The organism is Streptomyces sp. NPDC050738 (assembly GCF_040654175.1).
GTDB lineage: Bacteria > Actinomycetota > Actinomycetes > Streptomycetales > Streptomycetaceae > Streptomyces.
Genome location: NZ_JBFAHN010000002.1, coordinates 490,654 through 508,213, shown reverse-complemented (window position 1 = coordinate 508,213; position 17,560 = coordinate 490,654). Strand labels below are relative to the sequence as shown.

Sequence of the window (17,560 nt, the reverse complement as noted above, 5' to 3'; positions counted from 1 at the left end):
TGCCGGTCGTCCGCTGTCCTGCCGTGAGGAGACCGTCGTGCCGCAGCTCGCCCTCGCGAACACCTTCCGGGAGAGCTGCGACGCGCTCGAGAAACCAGCCTCTTCCCGTTGTCCACTCTGGAGAGCCTGGGCCCCGACGACCCCCTCAGGGGATCGGTCAGGCCGGGTACGGCAGCAGGCCGCTGTTCGTCTGCTCCCAGGCGGCGCGCAGTGCGCTCAGCTTCTTCGGTTCGTCGGTCGCCTTGTCGGCCAGTTCGCGCTGGTCTTCCGCGAGGTTGAAGAGCTGGTCCTTTCCGCTCTTGCCCTGGTAGTACTTCCAGTCCCCGCGGCGCAGCGCCCGCTCCCCGCGCACCCGCCAGAACAGGTCGCGCTCGCTCAACTCCTCGTCCCTCAGCAGGTATCCGGCCAGGCTCGTGCCGTCCAGCGGGTAGGCCGGGTGCGGGCGGGCGCCGGCGAGTTCCAGGAGTGTTGCCGTCCAGTCGGGGCTGAAGTGCGGTACGTCGCTGACCTGGTGGCCGTTCAGTCGTGCGGGCCACCGTACGATCGCGGGAACCCGGATACCGCCCTCCTGGAGCGAGGCCTTCTCGCCCGACAGGGGCCACTGGTACGACCAGCGCTCACCGCCGTTGTCGGAGGCGAAGAAGACCAGGGTGTCCTGCTCCTGTCCGGATTCCTTGAGCGCGCGCAGGACTTCGCCGATGGAGCGGTCCAGGTCCTCGACCATCTCCGTGTACTTCGCGACCGAGCCTCCGTCCTGGTGCCAGAGCGCGCTCTTGTCCCCGGCCTTGACCCTACGGACGATCTCGGCGCTCTCCTCCGTGTCCCCGTCGGCTATCCAAGGCCAGTGCGGCGTCGTGAAGTTGAGGTTCAGGAGCCATGGCTGGTCGTGGTCGCGGTGCAGGTAGTCGCGTGCCCGCTCGGTGAGGATCCGCGTGTAGTAGCGCAGGTCCTTGTGTTCGGCGTCCCCTTCGTAGAGGTCGTACTCGCCGCCGAGGCCCAGCTTGGAGTAGTACTCCAGTGCGCCGCCGAAGTTCCCGAAGAACTCGTCCCAGCCGGACTTGGTGGGGGAGTAGTCCGGCAGGTAGCCGCAGTGCCACTTGCCGATCAGCGCGGTCGAGTAGCCGACGCCGCGCAGCAGTGACGCGAGGGTGGGGTGGGTGGGGTCGAGGCCCACCGTCCTGTCCGCGATGGGCTCGGCGAGTCCGCCCTTCGTGCGGGCGGGGTAGCGGCCGGTGTAGAGGCTGAAGCGGGTGGGGGAGCAGGTTGCCGAACCCGCATAGGAGTGGGTGAATCTGACGCCCTCCCGGGCCAGGCGGTCCAAGTTGGGGGTCTTGATGTGCGGCGATCCGTACGAGGACAGGTCGGCCCAGCCGAGGTCGTCGCCGAGTATGAACAGGATGTTGGGGCGGCGCGAGGGGCGGCGGTCGGGTGCGGCTCGGAACGGCCGCTCCTTCGGTGCGGGGTGGGTGCTTGCTGCTGCTTCGGTGGCGGGCAGGCCGACGGCCGCTGCTGCCGCGCCGGCTCCGACGGCGCCACCGAAGGTGCGGCGCGAGATGCGGGGCTTGTGATCGTCGTGCAGAGACATACGTGCGCTCCTGAGCAGGGAGCGGCGCGATGGCGCCGGCTACCCATGCGGAAAGCGGGCCCGAGGGAGGCCCGGGAAAAAGGGGGAGTGGGTGGATTCAGGAGGCGCAGCGACAGATGGCGCTCGCGACACGGACCAGGTCGACGTGGCGGCGCTCCACAAGAGTGACCGTACGGTCACGGAGGGGCTGCATGATCCGGAAGACTCGCGCGGGCTGAGCAGGATTGTCAACACCCGTCCGGTGGACAAGACATCAGGCTGCTGGTCGGAGCACCTCACGGGGTGGTGGGTCACGTCGCGCAGAATCATATCGAAGCGCTTCGATGTAGAGCGCTCCGATCCTCGTGGCGCCGTGGATCGGAAACCTGCACACCGAATGCGCGGGGCAGTCACGAGAGTTCGCACCTATTCAATCCGGGGAACTCGCGACGCGCGTCTTTGATGCGCGGGTGTCCCGTTTGACGAGAGTGCGATCGGCGTATTCGGCAGGCCTCCGGTGAAGGTTGTGGAGGAGCTGCCACCGGGCGGTGAACAGGGCTGCACCGCACGGCAATTGATCTCGCACATCCCGCTCGACGGTCGAACGCGCGATTGGCTGTGCGCGACGTGGGCGTGCTTTGATCCTGCGCATCGCGGAAAGCCGATGCGCCCGGTTCGGCCGACTCGCAGGCCTTCCGCGTCATTTCGAAATACACCAGACATAGAGAAGGGCGGCTCAATTATGAGCAACTCCCCCAAGGTCGAGACCCTCGAGATCTCGGACGCCGAGCTGGACAACGTATCCGGCGGCCTTCTCGGCGGCGTCGTCGGCCAGGTCTCCGGCACGGTCGACAGCATCGCTCCGGTCTCGGGCGTCGTCGGCGGTCTCGTCGGCACGGTCAGCGGCCTGACCGGTGTCAACACCGGTGCCGTTTCGGGCCTGGCGACCGGTCTGGTCTCCGGCCTCTAAGTCGGAACCATCGGCTCCTGTCGCCGCCGGTGTGGCCGGCAGCGACCCTGGAGTCCGCCCGGCGATCGGCCGGGCAGCACCGAGGCCCCGGGACCAGCCAGGTCCCGGGGCCTCGGTGCTGTCCCGGCGGCCGCCCTGTCCTCGGCCGGGCGCGCGTCCCGCAACGTAAGGGAAGAACCACCCCGTGCAGTTCCGTCAGAAGGCCCTGTCCAAACTGCAGTCCCCGGAGGAGCTCGATCTGCCGGTGCGCCTCGCACGGCCGCAGGGGCTGCTCGCGCTCGCCGTCACCCTGGTCGTGATGGCGGCCGCCGGTGTGTGGGCCGTGACGGGATCGGTGCCCTCGACGCTGAAGGCGAGCGGCATCCTCACGTACGCACAGGGCAGTTATGTCCTGCAGACCCCGGTGACGGGCCAGGTCACCGGCCTTCATGTGCAGGAGGGCCAGCGCGTCGCCACGGGTGCGCCGCTCCTCGACATCCGTACGCAGCAGGGCGATCGGGTCGTCGTGCGCGCCATCGACGCGGGGCGCATCACGGCGCTCGTCGCCCGCATCGGTTCGGTCGTGACCACCGGCTCCGACGTCGCCACCGTGGAGAAGACCGGCTCGGCCCACGACCCGCTGCTCGCGATGCTCTACGTGCCGGCGAACAGTGCGGGGAACGTCCCCGTCGGCGCCGCCGTGGACCTCACCGTCCCGCAGGCGCAGCAGTACGGCGTGCTCCGGGGAACGGTGAAGGCGGTCGGGCGCGGCGCGCAGACGCGCCGCCAGGTCGCGGACTTCCTCGGCGACGGGGAACTGGCCGCGCAGTTCACGCAGGGCGGGGCCCGCGTGCCCGTGCTGGTGAAGCTCACCGCCTCGGCTTCCACGAAGTCGGGTTACGCCTGGTCGACCGGGGACGGGCCGCCGTACGCACTTCCCTCCATGACCCTCACCCCTGGCGCCGTGCATCTCGCCGAGCAACGACCCATCGATTGGCTGCTGCCGTGACCACCACCTCACTGCCCCCGGCGGGCCGTCGTCACGACCGCCGCCGGGGCCGTCCGGTCTCCCCGCCGCCCAAGCGGCTCAAGACGGTGCGCACGCCCACGGTGCTCCAGATGGAAGCCGTCGAGTGCGGTGCCGCGGCCCTGGCGATGGTCCTCGCGCACCACGACCGGCACGTGCCGCTGGAGGAGCTGCGCATCGCGTGCGGCGTCTCGCGGGACGGCTCGCGCGCCAGCAACATCCTCAAGGCCGCCCGCAGTTACGGCCTCACGGCCAAGGGCATGCAGATGGAGACGGACGCCCTGGCCGAGGTGCAGGGTCCCGCGATCCTGTTCTGGGAGTTCAACCACTACATCGTCTACGACGGCATGGGACGCCGCTTCGGCCGTCGCGGCGTACGCGTCAACGACCCCGGCAAGGGCCGCCGCTTCATACCGATGGAGGAGTTCGACACCAGCTTCACGGGCGTCGTGCTCGTTCTGGAGCCGGGCGACTCCTTCCGGAGGGGAGGGCGCCGGCCGGGAGTCCTCGCGGCACTCCCGGGACGCCTGCGCGGCACCACCGGCACCATGCTGGCCGCGCTTCTCGCGAGTCTGCTGCTCGTCGCCGTCGGTGCCACGCTGCCCGCGCTCAGCCGCACCTACATCGACCTGTTCCTGATCGGTGAGCAGACCTCGCTGCTGGGCGCCCTGTTCGCGTCGATGGGCGCGATGGTCGCGCTGACCGGTGTCCTGACGTGGCTGCAGCAGGCCAATCTGCTGCGCGGGCGCATCATCTCCTCGACACTCGGCAGCGCCCGCTTCTTCAGACACCTGCTGCGCCTGCCCGTCACCTTCTTCGCGCAGCGCAGCCCCGCAGACCTGGTGCAGCGACTGCAGTCGAACGACGCGGTCGCCGAGACCCTCGCCCGCGACCTCACCGCTGCCGGGGTGGACGGCATCGTGGTGCTGCTGTACGCGGCGCTGCTGTGGACGTACGACCCGCAGCTGACGATGCTCGGTGTCGGCATCGCGCTCCTGAACGTGGTGGCGATGCGGATCGTCGTACGACTGCGGGCGACCGGCACCCAGAAGCTGCGCGCGGACACGGCCCGGCTCACCAACACCTCCTACACCGGCCTGCAGTTGATCGAGACGATGAAGGCCACCGGCGGTGAGAACGGCTATTTCCGGCGGTGGGCCGGGCAGCACGCCACGACCCTCGACGAGCAGCAACGCCTCGGCGTACCGAGCGCCTGGCTGGGCGTCGTCGCGCCGACCCTCGCCACCCTCAACAGTGCGCTGATCCTGTGGATCGGTGGCCTGCGGGCCGTCGAGGGACATCTGTCGGTGGGTCTGCTGGTCGCCTTCCAGGCGCTGGTCACCCGCTTCACCGCGCCCATCACACGGCTGAACGGCGTCGCGGGCCGCGTCCAGGACTTCGCCGCCGACGTGGCCCGGCTCAAGGACGTCGAGGACTTCCCCGTCGACAACCTCTACGCGCGCCCGGAGCAGGTGCGGGACACCCGCCGCCTGCGGGGCCACGTCGAGCTGGACGACATCACGTTCGGCTACAGCCTGCTCGACAAGCCGCTCCTGTCCGGATTCTCGCTGACGGTCGGCCCCGGCCGGCAGGTGGCGCTCGTCGGCGGCTCGGGGAGCGGCAAGTCGACCGTGTCCAGGCTGATTTCGGGACTGTACGCGCCGTGGGAGGGCGTCATCAGGATCGATGACCGGCGCCTCGACGACATCCCGCGCGGAGCGCTCGCGGCATCCGTGTCCTTCGTCGACCAGGACGTCTTCCTCTTCGAGGGCACCGTCCGCGACAACATCGCCCTGTGGGACCCGTCGATCTCCGACGAGGCCGTCTCGGACGCGCTGCGCGACGCCTGCCTGTACGAGACGGTGGCGCGGCGCCCCGGCGGTATCCACGGCCGGGTCGAGCAGGACGGCCGCAACTTCTCCGGCGGGCAGCGCCAACGCCTGGAGATCGCAAGGGCGTTGGTGCGCCGCCCCAGCATCCTCGTGCTCGACGAGGTGACGAGCGCCCTCGACGCGGAGACCGAGCAGACCGTCATGGACAACATCCGGCGGCGCGGCTGTGCCTGTGTCGTCATCGCGCACCGTCTGAGCACTGTGCGGGACAGCGACGAGATCGTGGTCCTCGACCAGGGCCAGGTCGTCGAGCGGGGCCGACACGAGCAGCTGGTGGCGGCCGGTGGTCCGTACGCCGAGCTGGTGAGAGAGCACTGAAGTGACGTATACGGAACCGGAATTCACCTCGTCCGACCAGGTGGTGGCGGCCTTCGGAGGGCTCGGAGCGCCGGTCGACTGCGCGGGCCTGCGCACGCTGCCCCTGGAGGGGCCGCATGTGCTGTGGCTCGTCGTGGGTGGCGCCCTCGACCTGTTCGCGGTGGATGCGTACGCACAGGGGCACTGGCACTTCCTGGGACGCCTGGAACCGGGCACGCTGCTCCTCGGGCCGGTCGAGAGTACGCAACACACCCTGGTGGGACGGCCGTTGGCGGGGTGCCAGGTGCGCCGTATCCCGCTGCGCGAGCTGCCGTACGCGCTGCCCGCCCACGCCGGGGGATCGTATGCGTGGAGTCTCGTGGAGGAGGCGTTCGCGCTCGGTGTGGGGCGCGGTCAGCGCATCCTGTTCGAGGCGCCGCTCGACGGGCGCACCGTCGACGCCCAGGAGCACGGCTCTCCTGTCGAGGGTGACGACGACGTGCTCTGGCCCCAACTCGTCCCGGGCAGCGTCCAGTACGGCGCCGCGTACTCCGCCGATGCGGCAGCCGACCTGCTGATCGACGCCTCGCTGTGGCAGCGCATGGTGAACCAGCAGTACCGCTTGCTCGCCACGCTCGACCGCTGGATCGAACGCCTGGAAAGCGCCCACGAAGACCGCGCCGCGGCGGGCATCCGCGCGGGCGAGGCGGTCCGTGCGCAGGCCGACCGGGCGCTGCTGGCCTCCATCGGCTCCCAGCGGCGGCGCGCCCGCGGCGCGGAGGCCGGCGTCGACGCGACGTACGCGGCCTGCAAGGTGGTCGCGGACGCCGCCGGTATCCGGCTCGTCGCACCCGGACACGCGGGCGCCGTCAGTGACCGCATCGACCCGGTCGAGCAGATCGCGGTCGCCTCCCGCGTGCGTACCCGTCCGGTGCGCCTGGCCGGCGACTGGTGGCGGCAGGACGCGGGTCCGCTGGTCGGCTACCGCGGCGCGTCCGGGGTGCCGGTGGCGCTGCTGTGGCGGCGCGGTGGCTACGAGGCGGTGCAGGCGGGAGGCGAGCGCCGTACCCGGATCGACGCGGACCGTGCCCAGGACTTCGAGGAGCGGGCGGTGATGCTCTACCGACCGCTGCCCGACGGGCCGTTGAGCCCCTGGAAGCTGATGCGGTTCAGCATGCCCGCCATGCGCGGTGACCTGCGCCGTCTGCTGCTCGCGGGCCTGGTGACCGTCGCACTCGGCGCGCTCGTGCCGTTCGCCACGGGTCAGGTGCTCGGCACGTTCGTGCCGAACGCCGAGACCGGCCTCATCACCCAGGTGTCGCTCGCGATCGTCGTCGCCGGCGTAGTATCGGCGTTCTTCATGCTGGTGCAGAACCTGACCGTCCTGCGGGTCGAGGGCCGTATCGAGAGCGTGCTCCAGCCGGCGGTCTGGGACCGGCTGCTGAGACTCCCCACCCGCTTCTTCGCGGCACGCTCCACCGGTGAGCTGGCCAGCGCGGCGATGGGCATCAGCTCGATCCGGCGACTGCTCTCCGGGGTCGGCCCCGTGGTCATGCAGTCGACGACGATCGGCGCGATGAACCTGGTGATCCTCCTGCTCTTCAGCGTGCCGCTGGCGGTGACCGCCATCGGCATGCTGGTGGTCGTGGCCGGGGTCTTCCTCGCGCTCGGTCTGCGGGAACTGCGCTGGCAGCGACGCCTCGTCGAGCTCGGCAACAAGCTCAACAACCAGGCGTACCAGACACTGCGCGGCCTGCCGAAGCTGCGGGTGGCCGGGGCGGAGAGCTTCGCCTACGCGGCATGGGCGAAGGAGTTCGCGCAGAGCCGCGAGCTGCAGCGCCGCGCGGGCCGCATCAAGAACGCGACGACGGTCCTCAACTCGGTCTATCTGCCGCTCTGTTCGCTCGTGATGTTCATGCTGCTCGCGGGTCCCGCGCGCGGCAGCATGTCGGCGGCGGCGTTCCTGACGTTCAACACCTCGGTGACGATGCTCCTGACGTCCGTCACCCAGCTCACCGGTGCGCTGATCTCGGCGGCCGCCGTGCTCCCCATGTACGAACAGATCAAGCCGGTGCTCGACGCGGAGCCCGAGGTCCGCGGGGCGGCGACCCAACCGGGCGAGCTGACCGGCGCCCTCGACGCCCGCGGCCTCTCCTTCCGCTACACCGACGACGGCCCGCTGGTCCTCGACGGGGTGACCCTGTCGATCGGTGCGGGCGAGTTCGTGGCGGTCGTCGGCGAGAGCGGCTGCGGCAAGTCGACGCTGCTGCGCCTGCTCATCGGTTTCGACGCACCCGTCGCCGGCAGCGTCCTGTACGACGGCCAGGACCTGGCGGCGCTCGACCAGGCCGCCGTACGGCGCCAGTGCGGTGTCGTCCTCCAGAACGCGTCGCCGCTGACCGGCTCGATCCTCGACTGCATCTGCGGCGCCGAGGCGTTCACCCAGGAGGAGGCGTGGGAGGCGGCGGCGATGGCGGGGCTGGCCGAGGACATCAAGCGGATGCCGATGGGCCTGCACACGATGATCGCGGGCGGCGACGCGATCTCCGGCGGGCAGCGTCAGCGCCTCATGATCGCGCAGGCCCTCATCCGCCGCCCGCGGCTCCTCTTCTTCGACGAGGCGACGAGCGCGCTCGACAACGAGACGCAGCGCACCGTCATCGACAGTACGCGTGCGCTCCGCGCGACCCGCGTCGTGATCGCCCACCGGTTGTCGACGGTTCTGGACGCTGACCGGGTGATCGTCATGTCGGAGGGCCGCATCGTCCAGCAGGGCGCCCCGGCCGATCTCCTCGCGGACACGGGTGGGCGGTTGCACGCACTGGTGCGGCGTCAGATGGCGTGAGGCGGTCGGCCGCCTCTCACCCGCGCTCCTCGGAGCGCTCGCGGGTGATGAACGCGGTCAGCGCGTCCACCACCGCGGCGGGCTGCTCGTCGGGAATGAAGTGTCCGGCATCGGGGATGACGACCCCGGTCGTGTGGTCCGCCCAGGGGCTGAGGGAAGCCGCCATGTCCGGGATCGAGCCGTGGGAGCTTGAGATCCCCAGGACCGGGAGGGTCAAGTGCCGCTGCCCGAGGGCTTCGTGATTCCCGCGGGCCGATTCCGCGGCGTCGCGGTAGTACGCGAGGGACGCCCGGAGTCCGCCCTCTGCCGCGATGGAGGCGGCGTAGTGGTCGGTCTCGGCACGGTCGAACGTGTCGGGGGAGAGTGCTTTGGCCTTCAGGAACCAGTCGACGTAGTCACGCTCGCGACCGGCGAGCAGCGTCTCGGGAAGATCCGGCACCAGGTGGAACGCGAAGTGCCAGGTCTTCCACGCCCGGTCGGGATCCGTGGGGACGGCGGCCGGGAGGCTGATGCCGGGGATGCCGGCGTCGAGCAGGGCGACACCGTGCAGGCGCTCTTCGTACTTCAGGGCCAGCGAGAAGGCGACCCAGGCCCCGATGTCGTGGGCGGCGAGCCAGTACCTCGGCACGTCGAGCGCAGTGAGCGCGGCCTGGATGTACGAGGCGACCGTGTGCGTGTCGTAGCTGCCGTGCGGGCGGTCGGAGTGTCCCTGTCCGGGCAGGTCGACCGCGATCACGCGGAATCGCTCGGCAAGGCCCGGCATCGCTTTGCGCCAAGCCCACCAGGTCTGCGGGAATCCGGCGAGCAGGACGACGGCGGGGCCGGTCGGCCGACCGCCTTCCATGGCGTGAAGGCGGATGCCTCCGGCGTCGGCCCAGCGGTGGGTGAAGCCCGCAAGATCGTGCAGCGGCAGCCCGGAGAGCGGGTTCCGGCCGGGAGAACGCTTCGTGGCGGTTGCATCATCGGTCATGGCCCGAGGCTAACGCATCATGAACTGTTCAGTTCAGGATAGGATGGGCTGACCCGCGACCGCTCGGGTCAGGAACGAGGTGCAGGCGCTATGGCCGGGAAGAAGCAGTTCGATGTGGACACCGCGCTCGACGCGGCGATGGTCCAGTTCTGGCGCGCCGGATACGCCGCCACGTCGGTCGACGACCTCTCCAGGGCGACCGGACTGAACCGCAGTTCCATCTACGCCTCGCTCGGCGACAAGGACGCGCTCTATGCGCGTTGCCTGGACCGCTACACCGCGCGGTACGGAGACAGCTACGACCAGGCCCTCTCGGTTGCGTCCGAAGAGCCGCTGCGGGCAGTACGGGCGTTCTTCGACGTCACGCTGAAGCGCATCGCCGACCCCGACCTGCCGGACGGATGCCTGGTCACCCAGACCACGATGGCGATCCCGGTGCTGAGCCCCGGCATCGCCGCGCGCGCGATCGAAGCGCTGGGCCTGCAGCGTGCGCGGCTGCGGACCGCTCTGACCGCCGCGAAGCTGACCGCGAGCGACGCCGAGAACTTCGCCGCGTACATCGCGGCGGTCAATCAGTCATTGGCCGTGATGAGCAGGGCAGGGGCGAGCCGGAAGCAGCTCCACGCGATCGTCGACATCAGTCTGGGCGCGCTCGCCCAGGCATTGAGCGCGCCCCGGGCTTCAAGCTGACCGTCACCGGTGCGTCCGCGCCCTGTCGTCGGGAGAGGTCGTCGGCCGGGTCCCGGCGCGCCGGTGTTCTCGTACGGTGTTCGCGCCGAAGGTGAGGGTGCCGGCGAGTATCGCGGCACCGGCCACGACGAACGGGGTGCCGAGGGTGAACTGCCGGGCCAGGAAACCCCCGGCGATCGCGCCCGCCGGGACCGTACCGAAACCGATCAGGCGGTACATCCCGGTGACGCGCCCCATCAGCTCGATCGGCGTGACGCTCTGGCGCAGGCTCCGGGCCACGATCGAGAAGGACACGCCGGCCAGACCGGTCAGCAGTTGGAGCGCGTAGATCAGCCAGAAGCTGTGCGTCACGCCGATCGCCAGCGTGGCCGCACCGGCCAGCACACTGGCGCCGAACATCGTGCCGGCCCGGCCGGCCAGCCGCACCACGCGGGAGGAGACGACCGCTCCCAGCAGTGCGCCGACACCGGTTCCGGTGAGCAGGACGCCGTAGACGGTGGCCGACACGTCCAGGGTGTCCGTCGCGTAGAGCACGAAGGTGGCGGTCGCCGCGCCGACCGACCCGTTGATCACGGCCACCCACAACGCCATGGAACGCAGCACGGGCTGGCGGACCAGGAAGTGGAAGCCCTCCACGGCCTCGCGGGTGAGCGAGCCCCCGGTGCGAGGCGCGGGCCTGCGCTCGGGGAGGCGGGCGCGGAGGCGTTCGAAGAGGGCGGCGCTGACCGCGAAGGTCGCCGCGTCGAAGGTGAAGGGCAGCCAGCGGCCCACGCCGAACAGCACCCCGCCCAGGGCCGGTCCCGCGAAGTCCTCTCCGATGGACTGGGCGCCGCTGAGCCGGGAGTTGACGTGTTCCAGGCCCTGGTCGGCGACGATCTCCGGGGTGAGCGCCTGGAGCGCGGTGTCGGCGAGCAGTTCGGCGATGCCCAGGACGACGGACAGCACGTACAGCGCCCACAGGGTGATGGAGTCGGTGGCGACCAGCGCGACCAGGCCGACGACCAGGAGCAGCCGTACGAGCTGGACGTTGCGGACCAGCGAGATCCTGTCGGCGCGGTCGACGAACGCGCCGACATGCATACCGAAGAGCAGCTGCGGCACCTTCTGGGCGGCGGTGACACCCGTGACGGCCACCGGGTCGCGGGTGACCGCCACGGCGAGCAGCGGGAACGCCGACACGCGAATGCCGTCCCCGATGCTGGATGTCGCGGCGGACGTCCACAGCAGGGTGGCCAGAGGGGCCTTCCTCACCGGCCCCGCTCCGCGACGCTGCCGACGGAGTCCGTCCCGGCCGTCCACCAGACCGGCGAGGCGGCGTACCCGCTGCGCGGATTGATGTTGAGGGTGGTGTTGTCGTTGATGGCGTAGCGCCGCAGGACACCGACCGCTGTGCCGTCGACGATGAAACAGCCGTCGACGCTGACCGTCTCCGTGGTGATCTCCCGCAGCGCGCTGTCGGTGTGGGTGACCGTGACGGCGTCCGGCACGAAGAGTTCCTGTGCGATCCACCAGGAGCCGGACGGCCCGTCGGCCGCGGCGCGCTCCACCAGGGCCCGCCACGCGGCGTCGTCCACCTCCCTGCCGATGACGACACCGCGGCCGCCGTGCCCGCGTACGGGCTTGAGCAGGAGCTCCTCGCGATGAGCCACGAGGTACGGAACCAGGTCGACCTGGCGCTCGTCGCGGTAGGTCTCCCGGGGCTCGACGATGCGGGTCCAGGGCACACTGCGTCGTACCCGTGCGGCCAGGGCCGTGTCGATGCCGCCGACGATCTTCTCGTCGGTCAGCACCGAGAGCACCGCCTTGGATGCGAGCGTCTCGCCGCGGTAGCCGGTGAACAGACCGACGATGCCGTCGCGAGCCGCTTCGAACAGCACCCGCAGCTTCTCCTGTTCGCGGGCGTTGTCCTGGGCCGGTGACTCGAAGCACCGGTAGACCAGGCCGATCGGGCGGCCCTGGTACGTGACCGCGTCCACGCCGAACTCCAGGTCCTCGACCGCGCAGTACACGGCCTCGACGCCGAGCCGGGCCAGCTCCGCGACGAACAGGTCGTACTGCCAGCTCAGCGGACCCTCGTCGCGCTCATGCGCCCAGTAACAGATGGCGAAGAGGCCGTCGTCGCGGCGGATCTCGCCCGCCACGCCCTTGAGCAGGGCGGGCAGGGCCGGTGACGGGGCGACGGGCCGGTCCCCGCCGGTCTCCAGCAGCTGTTCCTGCGCCCTGGCCAGTATGTCGTGAAGGCCGAAGAGCCCTGCCGGGGAATCGCTGTTGACCTCGACGACCAGGGTGCGCCCACCGGAGATGATCACGTCGGGCCGGGCTATCGTCGCCCAGTCCTGGTGCGGCTGGTGGCCCAGCAGGGAGATCTCCTCCGGGGTCGCCCTGCACAGCGCGCCCAGCCGGGCGATGTCGCCCCCGCACACGTCGCGCAGGACGGCGTCGATCCCGGCGAACACGTCGGTGCACGCCGACTCCAGCCGCCGCAACAGCGCGGGCGGTTCCACCGAGGGCCGGGTGACGAAACGATCCTGGGCGTACGGGGAGGACACTTCGCGGAGGTCGTGGAGGGCGGCGTCGATCGTCGCGCGGCGGGTGGGGAAGGGGGAAGTCATTCCTGGTCTCCGTACGTCAGGGCGCGGTGGCCGCCGCGCGCAGCCGCGTGGCGGCGAATTGCTCGATGGCGGCGTGCGCCCGCTCCGGCTGGTCCCACAGCACCTGATGGCTGGCGCCTTCGACGACGCACAACTCGCCCAGGCCGGGCGGCAGCGCGTCGACCGCCTCGGCGGCGACGGCGGGCGGTACGAGCGGGTCGAGTTCGCCGACCATGACGAGGACCGGTGAGCGGGCGGCGGCCAGCCCCGGGCGCAGGTCGAGCCGGTCGAGGGTGGGGATGAAGTGCGCGTTGACCTCGGGTGTGGCGATCCGCCGCGCACGGACCTCGTCGACCCGGGTGTCGGGCGGGCGGCGCGCGGACAGCGGGGCGCAGACCTCGGCCCAGTCCCGCTCCGCCTCGTCGGACCGGTCGGTCAGGGAGCGCCGCATGACCGCGGCGGCCCGGTCGCCGCCGAGTTCGCGGTACCGCTCGACGATCTCGTCGTGACCGGCCTGGCGCGGGCTGCTGCCCACCAGGACGGCGCCGCCTGCCTGTTCCGGATAGCGTGCGAGGTAGTGCTGTACGACAAAGCCGCCGAAGGACGTGCCGAGCACCAGCGGGCGGTCGAGGCCGAGGACATCGATCAACTCGGCGACGTCGTCGGCCCATTCGTCGAGGTTCCAGGTGCTGGGGTCCGCGTGGTCGCTGCGTCCGTGGCCCCGCTGGTCCGGCACGACGACCTGCGCCCACGACCGCGCAGGCCCCATGGTGAGCCGCAGCATGCCGGCGTCGATGCCAGGACCGCCGTGCAGGGCGACGATGGCCGGGCGTCGGGTCCCACCCTCCCATTCCTCGCCGATGGCGGACACGTGGAGGCGAACGCCACGGACCAGGACACGCATCAGGAACTCCTGGAAGGTCGGGCGACCACGTGGAAGGAGAAGTGGTCGGGGATCATGCTGGACCGGACGTTCGGCGTGGACGGCGCGGTCGTGGTGGTGATCACCGCCTCGCGGTTGATCACCGAGGCGGCGGTGAGCAGTTGTGCCTTGCCGAGCCGGCCGCCCAGGCACCAGCGGCTGCCGCCGCCGAAGGGGAGATAGGCGCCGGGCCCCGGGCTGAGGTCCTCCCAGCGGTCCGGTGCGTAGCGCAGCGGGTCGGCGTAGACGGCGGGGTCGCGGTGACTGACGTACGGCGAGACCATCACGGCGGCGTCGGCGGGTATCCGCCAGCTCGCGCAGAGCTGTTCGCGGTCGGTCTCGCGGAACAGCATCCAGGTCGGGGGCCACAGCCGCAGCGATTCGTCGACGGCGTGCGCCACCTCGGTCGCGGTCAGCGGGCCGTCCCCGTTCTGTCCGCCGGGATCGCCCAGGCCGGCGATGATCCAGCTGATCGCGGCGGCCGAGACCAGGCGGGACGCCAACGCCATCGAGGTCAGCATCCGTACGAGCGGGTCTGCGGGTACCCCCGCGGAACGCAGCGTATGGGCCAGTCCGCCCGCGGACGGCTCGGCGACCCGTCGGTGCAGCAGCTCCGTCAGGTCGCGTTGGGCGCGCACGGCACGGCGGCGCGTGGGTGAGAGTGCCGCCAGCGGCGCAGGCAGCCGGAGGTTGCTGCCGACGATCGGCAGCAGCGCGAGCTGCAAGGCGGTGACCAGGGACCGCAGTTCGGGGTCGTCGCGGCCCAGGCACAGCTGGGCGAAGGCGAGCGTACTGAGGTCGGTCAGTTCGGGCAGGGCATCGTCGACGGTGCCGCGCCGCTTCCAGGCGTCGACCAGCGCACCGACCTGCGTCGCGTACCAGTCGAGGTGGGCGTCGACCGCTTCGCCCGCCAGAGCCGACAGGGTCGCGCGCCGCGTCGTCATCCAGCTGTCGAGCTCGGCCTCGCCCCGATGGCCCGCAGTGCTCCGCTTCTGCCGGTTCTGCGTCATCAGGAAGTCGGTGTTGGTGCGCTTGAGCACCTCATGTACGGCCTCGGGATCGGCCACCAGGACCGTGCCCGGGGACAACTCGACGACGGGTCCGTGCTCACGGACGGTCGCGAGGAGAAAGCCCAGCCGGTCCTGCTCGTAGGCCTCGTGCATGTCCACACGCGACATGCCCAGCCGGACGGGGCTGCGGTGCCCGGTACCGATGGCGCACCTCCATATAGGCCGCAAGCATTTTACAAAGAGTTTCCACAGCCTTTCCGGTGTACGGCGACCCGGGAACAGGTTGTACGTTCCCGGGTCACCGCCGGAGAATGCTCCGGAATGCAGCTGCGTGAATCGTCAGTGCCAGGCGTAATAGCCCGACAGGGACTTCGCGGCGAATACCTTGTTGATGAGACGCTTCATGTCACTTCACCTCCCCAGCCGGTATGGCGAGAGCGACCGAACGGGCCAGCCGTCGATCGAACTCTCTTGTGGATCAGCGGACTTGACGAGCATGAAGGCCCCCGTGCGGCGATGTCAACACGGCATCGGGAAGTCGAAAGATTAACCCGGATGGAGGCGGTATTGCCCGATTGTGCCTCCTTTCGCAAGCGAAATAGCGACGTCGGCCGGAGATGTCAAGAGTGCCGATTTCCGCAGCTTGTTGACACGGGTTGGGGATGCGCTCATGCTCTTCTGGTCAGTTGATCCAATCCGTTTTTCTTCGGTGAGCCGTTCACCGGTTGTGGGGACACAATCAGCCCTCTGTATTTCGTGGGAGCTACGCCATGACTGCCGCTGTCCGCCACCACGCCCAAGAGCTGGTCGAGCAGGGTTACACCCTGATCGACGGGATCCGCACCGACGAGGAGGCCGCCGAAGCCCTGGGCCGGTTCGGCCCGGTGATGCCTCAGTACGACGGCCGGCTGCGCTATCAGGTCAAGGCCGTCCCCGGCTACGAGAACCGCAGGTACTCCAAGAGCACCAACACCATCCTCGTGCACACCGAAGCGCCGGGCTGGGATCCGCCCCCGCGCCATCTCGCCCTGCACTGCCGGGTGCAGGCCACCTGCGGCAGCGGCCACACCGGGCTTGCCGACGGGCGGGCCTTTCTCGCCACGCTCGACGACGAGACACGGCGGGTCCTGTACGAGCGGCAGGTCGACTGGCTGGGGCACAACATCTCCGGCGTCGGCACCGCAGGCCTGCGCCGCCCCTCCGTGGAGCGTACGGCGGACGGCCGGGAGGTGATCCGCTTCAGCTACAACCTGTTCACCGCGGGCGACTACGACCCGCCCCTGGACGCCGCACCGGATCCGGAAAGCCTGCCCCTGGGGCGCCTCGGCCTGGAACTGGCGGAGCGGGCCATGGAGTTCTTCCGGGACCACCGTGTCTCGGTGCTCATCCCCGAGGACGCTGTCCTGATCTGGGACAACCAGCGGATGATGCACGCCCGTTCGGAGTACCGGGACACGCGGCGTCATCTCACCCGCTACTGGCTCGGCGAGCACGGCTGAAGAATGAGGTCCTACTCGCACGAACGCCTGGCGGTGCTGGCGCGCGACCGGGGCTTGTCCGAAACGCAGCTGCGGGATCTGCGGGTCGTGTCGACGGTCCTGCCCTTCAAGGTGAACGATTACGTCGTCGACCAGCTGATCGACTGGTCGGCGGTGCCCGACGACCCGATCTTCCAACTCACCTTCCCGCACCGGGACATGCTCTCGCCCGACATCTACGCATCGATCGCGGCGCTCCTGGATGCCGAAGCGCCCCGCGAAGTGATGCGCAAGGCGGCGGCCGAGGCCCAGGTCCGGCTGAATCCGCATCCCGGCGGTCAGCTGGAGGCCAACGTCCCCCGGCTCGGCGGGCGTCCGCTCACCGGACTGCAGCACAAGTACCCCGAGACGGTGCTGGTGTTCCCCTCGCAGGGGCAGACCTGCCACGCGTACTGCGGATACTGCTTCCGCTGGGCCCAGTTCGTGGGCGACGCCGACCTGCGCCAAGCGCTGCGCGACCCGGCCGACCTCACGGGCTACCTCACCGGCCAACCCCGGGTCACGGACGTCCTGTTCACCGGTGGCGACCCGCTGATCATGAAGACGCCGGTGCTGCGCCGCTGGGTCGAGCCGCTGCTCGACCCGGCCATGGAACAGGTGCGGACCCTGAGGTTCGGCACCAAGGCCCTGTCGTACTGGCCCGACCGGTTCGTGGGCGACAGCGACGCCGACGACCTGCTGCGGCTCTTCGAGCGGTGCGTCGCGGCCGGACGGCACGTCGCCGTCATGGCCCACTTCTCCCACCCCAGGGAGCTGGACACTCCGCTCGTCCGCCGTGCCCTGGAGCGGCTGAGGGCCACCGGCGCGGTCGTCCGCTCCCAGGCGCCGCTGGTACGGCACATCAACGACGACGCCGGTGTCTGGGCCCGGATGTGGCAGCGCCAGGTCGAACTGGGCGTCGTTCCCTACTACATGTTCGTCGAGCGCGACACCGGCGCCCGCAACTTCTTCGGCGTACCGCTGGCCGAGGCGCTCGGCATCTACACCGACGCCGTACGACAGGTGTCCGGGCTGGCCAGGTCCGCCCGGGGACCGGTGATGTCGGCATTCCCGGGCAAGGTGCAGGTCGACGGCGTCACCGACATCGCGGGCGAACGCGTATTCATCCTGAGGCTGCTCCAGGCCCGCGACCCCGCTCTGGTGGGCCGCCCGTTCTTCGCCGCCTTCGACCCGGCCGCCGAGTGGTTCGACGATCTGCGGCCCGCACTGGGCTCGTGGTTCCCGGGACGCGCTCTCCCGTGAGTGCGCCCACCCTTCCTCCTGGA

At 70.3% G+C, this 17,560-nt stretch carries 14 protein-coding genes; 7 read left to right on the top strand and 7 right to left on the bottom strand.

What is annotated here, in order from left to right; genetic code table 11:
• Window positions 1-157 precede the first annotated feature (157 nt).
• On the bottom strand, window positions 158-1,585 hold the full coding sequence (locus AB0H78_RS06520; RefSeq protein ID WP_363233125.1) for a sulfatase-like hydrolase/transferase: 1,428 nt from the start codon (window positions 1,583-1,585) through the stop codon (window positions 158-160).
• A gap of 97 nt (window positions 1,586-1,682) precedes the next feature.
• Window positions 1,683-1,778, bottom strand: a complete 96-nt coding sequence (locus AB0H78_RS06515) for a putative leader peptide (protein WP_329126083.1) — start codon at window positions 1,776-1,778, stop codon at window positions 1,683-1,685.
• A gap of 528 nt (window positions 1,779-2,306) precedes the next feature.
• Between AB0H78_RS06515 and AB0H78_RS06510 the strand changes: the two genes are divergently transcribed.
• From AB0H78_RS06510 to AB0H78_RS06495, 4 genes are all read left to right on the top strand, one after another.
• The gene (locus AB0H78_RS06510) at window positions 2,307-2,534 is read left to right on the top strand and encodes a type A2 lantipeptide (protein ID WP_363233124.1); all 228 of its coding nucleotides are present in this window, start codon (window positions 2,307-2,309) and stop codon (window positions 2,532-2,534) included.
• Between the two features lie 184 nt (window positions 2,535-2,718).
• Entirely contained in the window at window positions 2,719-3,522 is an 804-nt protein-coding gene (locus tag AB0H78_RS06505; RefSeq protein WP_363233123.1) for a DUF2118 domain-containing protein, read from the top strand.
• 101 nt (window positions 3,523-3,623) lie between these two features.
• Window positions 3,624-5,750, top strand: coding sequence for an NHLP family bacteriocin export ABC transporter peptidase/permease/ATPase subunit (locus tag AB0H78_RS06500; protein WP_363233435.1), 2,127 nt, complete (start codon window positions 3,624-3,626; stop codon window positions 5,748-5,750).
• A 1-nt stretch (window position 5,751) separates the two neighbouring features.
• On the top strand, window positions 5,752-8,574 hold the full coding sequence (locus AB0H78_RS06495; RefSeq protein ID WP_363233122.1) for an NHLP bacteriocin export ABC transporter permease/ATPase subunit: 2,823 nt from the start codon (window positions 5,752-5,754) through the stop codon (window positions 8,572-8,574).
• Window positions 8,575-8,590: 16 nt separating this feature from the next.
• Here the strand turns inward: AB0H78_RS06495 and AB0H78_RS06490 are convergent, their stop codons facing one another.
• Entirely contained in the window at window positions 8,591-9,544 is a 954-nt protein-coding gene (locus tag AB0H78_RS06490; protein WP_363233121.1) for an alpha/beta hydrolase, read from the bottom strand.
• A 90-nt stretch (window positions 9,545-9,634) separates the two neighbouring features.
• On the opposite strand from AB0H78_RS06490, the gene AB0H78_RS06485 reads away from it, so the two are divergent.
• A complete protein-coding gene (locus AB0H78_RS06485; protein WP_363233120.1) occupies window positions 9,635-10,234 on the top strand; it encodes a TetR/AcrR family transcriptional regulator in 600 nt (199 codons plus the stop codon).
• A gap of 3 nt (window positions 10,235-10,237) precedes the next feature.
• On the opposite strand, the gene AB0H78_RS06480 is transcribed toward AB0H78_RS06485, so the two are convergent.
• Genes AB0H78_RS06480 through AB0H78_RS06465 form a run of 4 tightly spaced genes read right to left on the bottom strand, consistent with a single transcriptional unit; the run spans window position 10,238 to window position 14,910 of the window.
• Window positions 10,238-11,485: an MFS transporter gene (locus tag AB0H78_RS06480; protein WP_363233119.1), complete on the bottom strand. Its 1,248-nt coding sequence runs from the start codon at window positions 11,483-11,485 to the stop codon at window positions 10,238-10,240.
• Complete coding sequence (locus AB0H78_RS06475; RefSeq protein ID WP_363233118.1) at window positions 11,482-12,846, bottom strand: hypothetical protein; 1,365 nt, start codon at window positions 12,844-12,846, stop codon at window positions 11,482-11,484. The genes AB0H78_RS06480 and AB0H78_RS06475 overlap by 4 nt, the downstream gene beginning before the upstream one ends.
• A 16-nt stretch (window positions 12,847-12,862) precedes the next feature.
• Window positions 12,863-13,729 (bottom strand): alpha/beta hydrolase, encoded by an 867-nt coding sequence (locus tag AB0H78_RS06470; protein ID WP_363233117.1) that lies wholly within the window; start codon window positions 13,727-13,729, stop codon window positions 12,863-12,865.
• Complete coding sequence (locus AB0H78_RS06465; RefSeq protein ID WP_363233116.1) at window positions 13,729-14,910, bottom strand: cytochrome P450; 1,182 nt, start codon at window positions 14,908-14,910, stop codon at window positions 13,729-13,731. The genes AB0H78_RS06470 and AB0H78_RS06465 overlap by 1 nt, the downstream gene beginning before the upstream one ends.
• 617 nt (window positions 14,911-15,527) lie before the next feature.
• Between AB0H78_RS06465 and AB0H78_RS06460 the strand changes: the two genes are divergently transcribed.
• Window positions 15,528-16,256 carry a TauD/TfdA family dioxygenase gene (locus AB0H78_RS06460; protein ID WP_363233115.1) on the top strand — a complete coding sequence of 243 codons (729 nt, stop codon included), beginning with the start codon at window positions 15,528-15,530 and terminating at the stop codon, window positions 16,254-16,256.
• 3 nt (window positions 16,257-16,259) lie between these two features.
• On the top strand, window positions 16,260-17,537 hold the full coding sequence (locus AB0H78_RS06455; RefSeq protein WP_363233114.1) for a lysine 2,3-aminomutase: 1,278 nt from the start codon (window positions 16,260-16,262) through the stop codon (window positions 17,535-17,537).
• Window positions 17,538-17,560 lie beyond the last annotated feature (23 nt).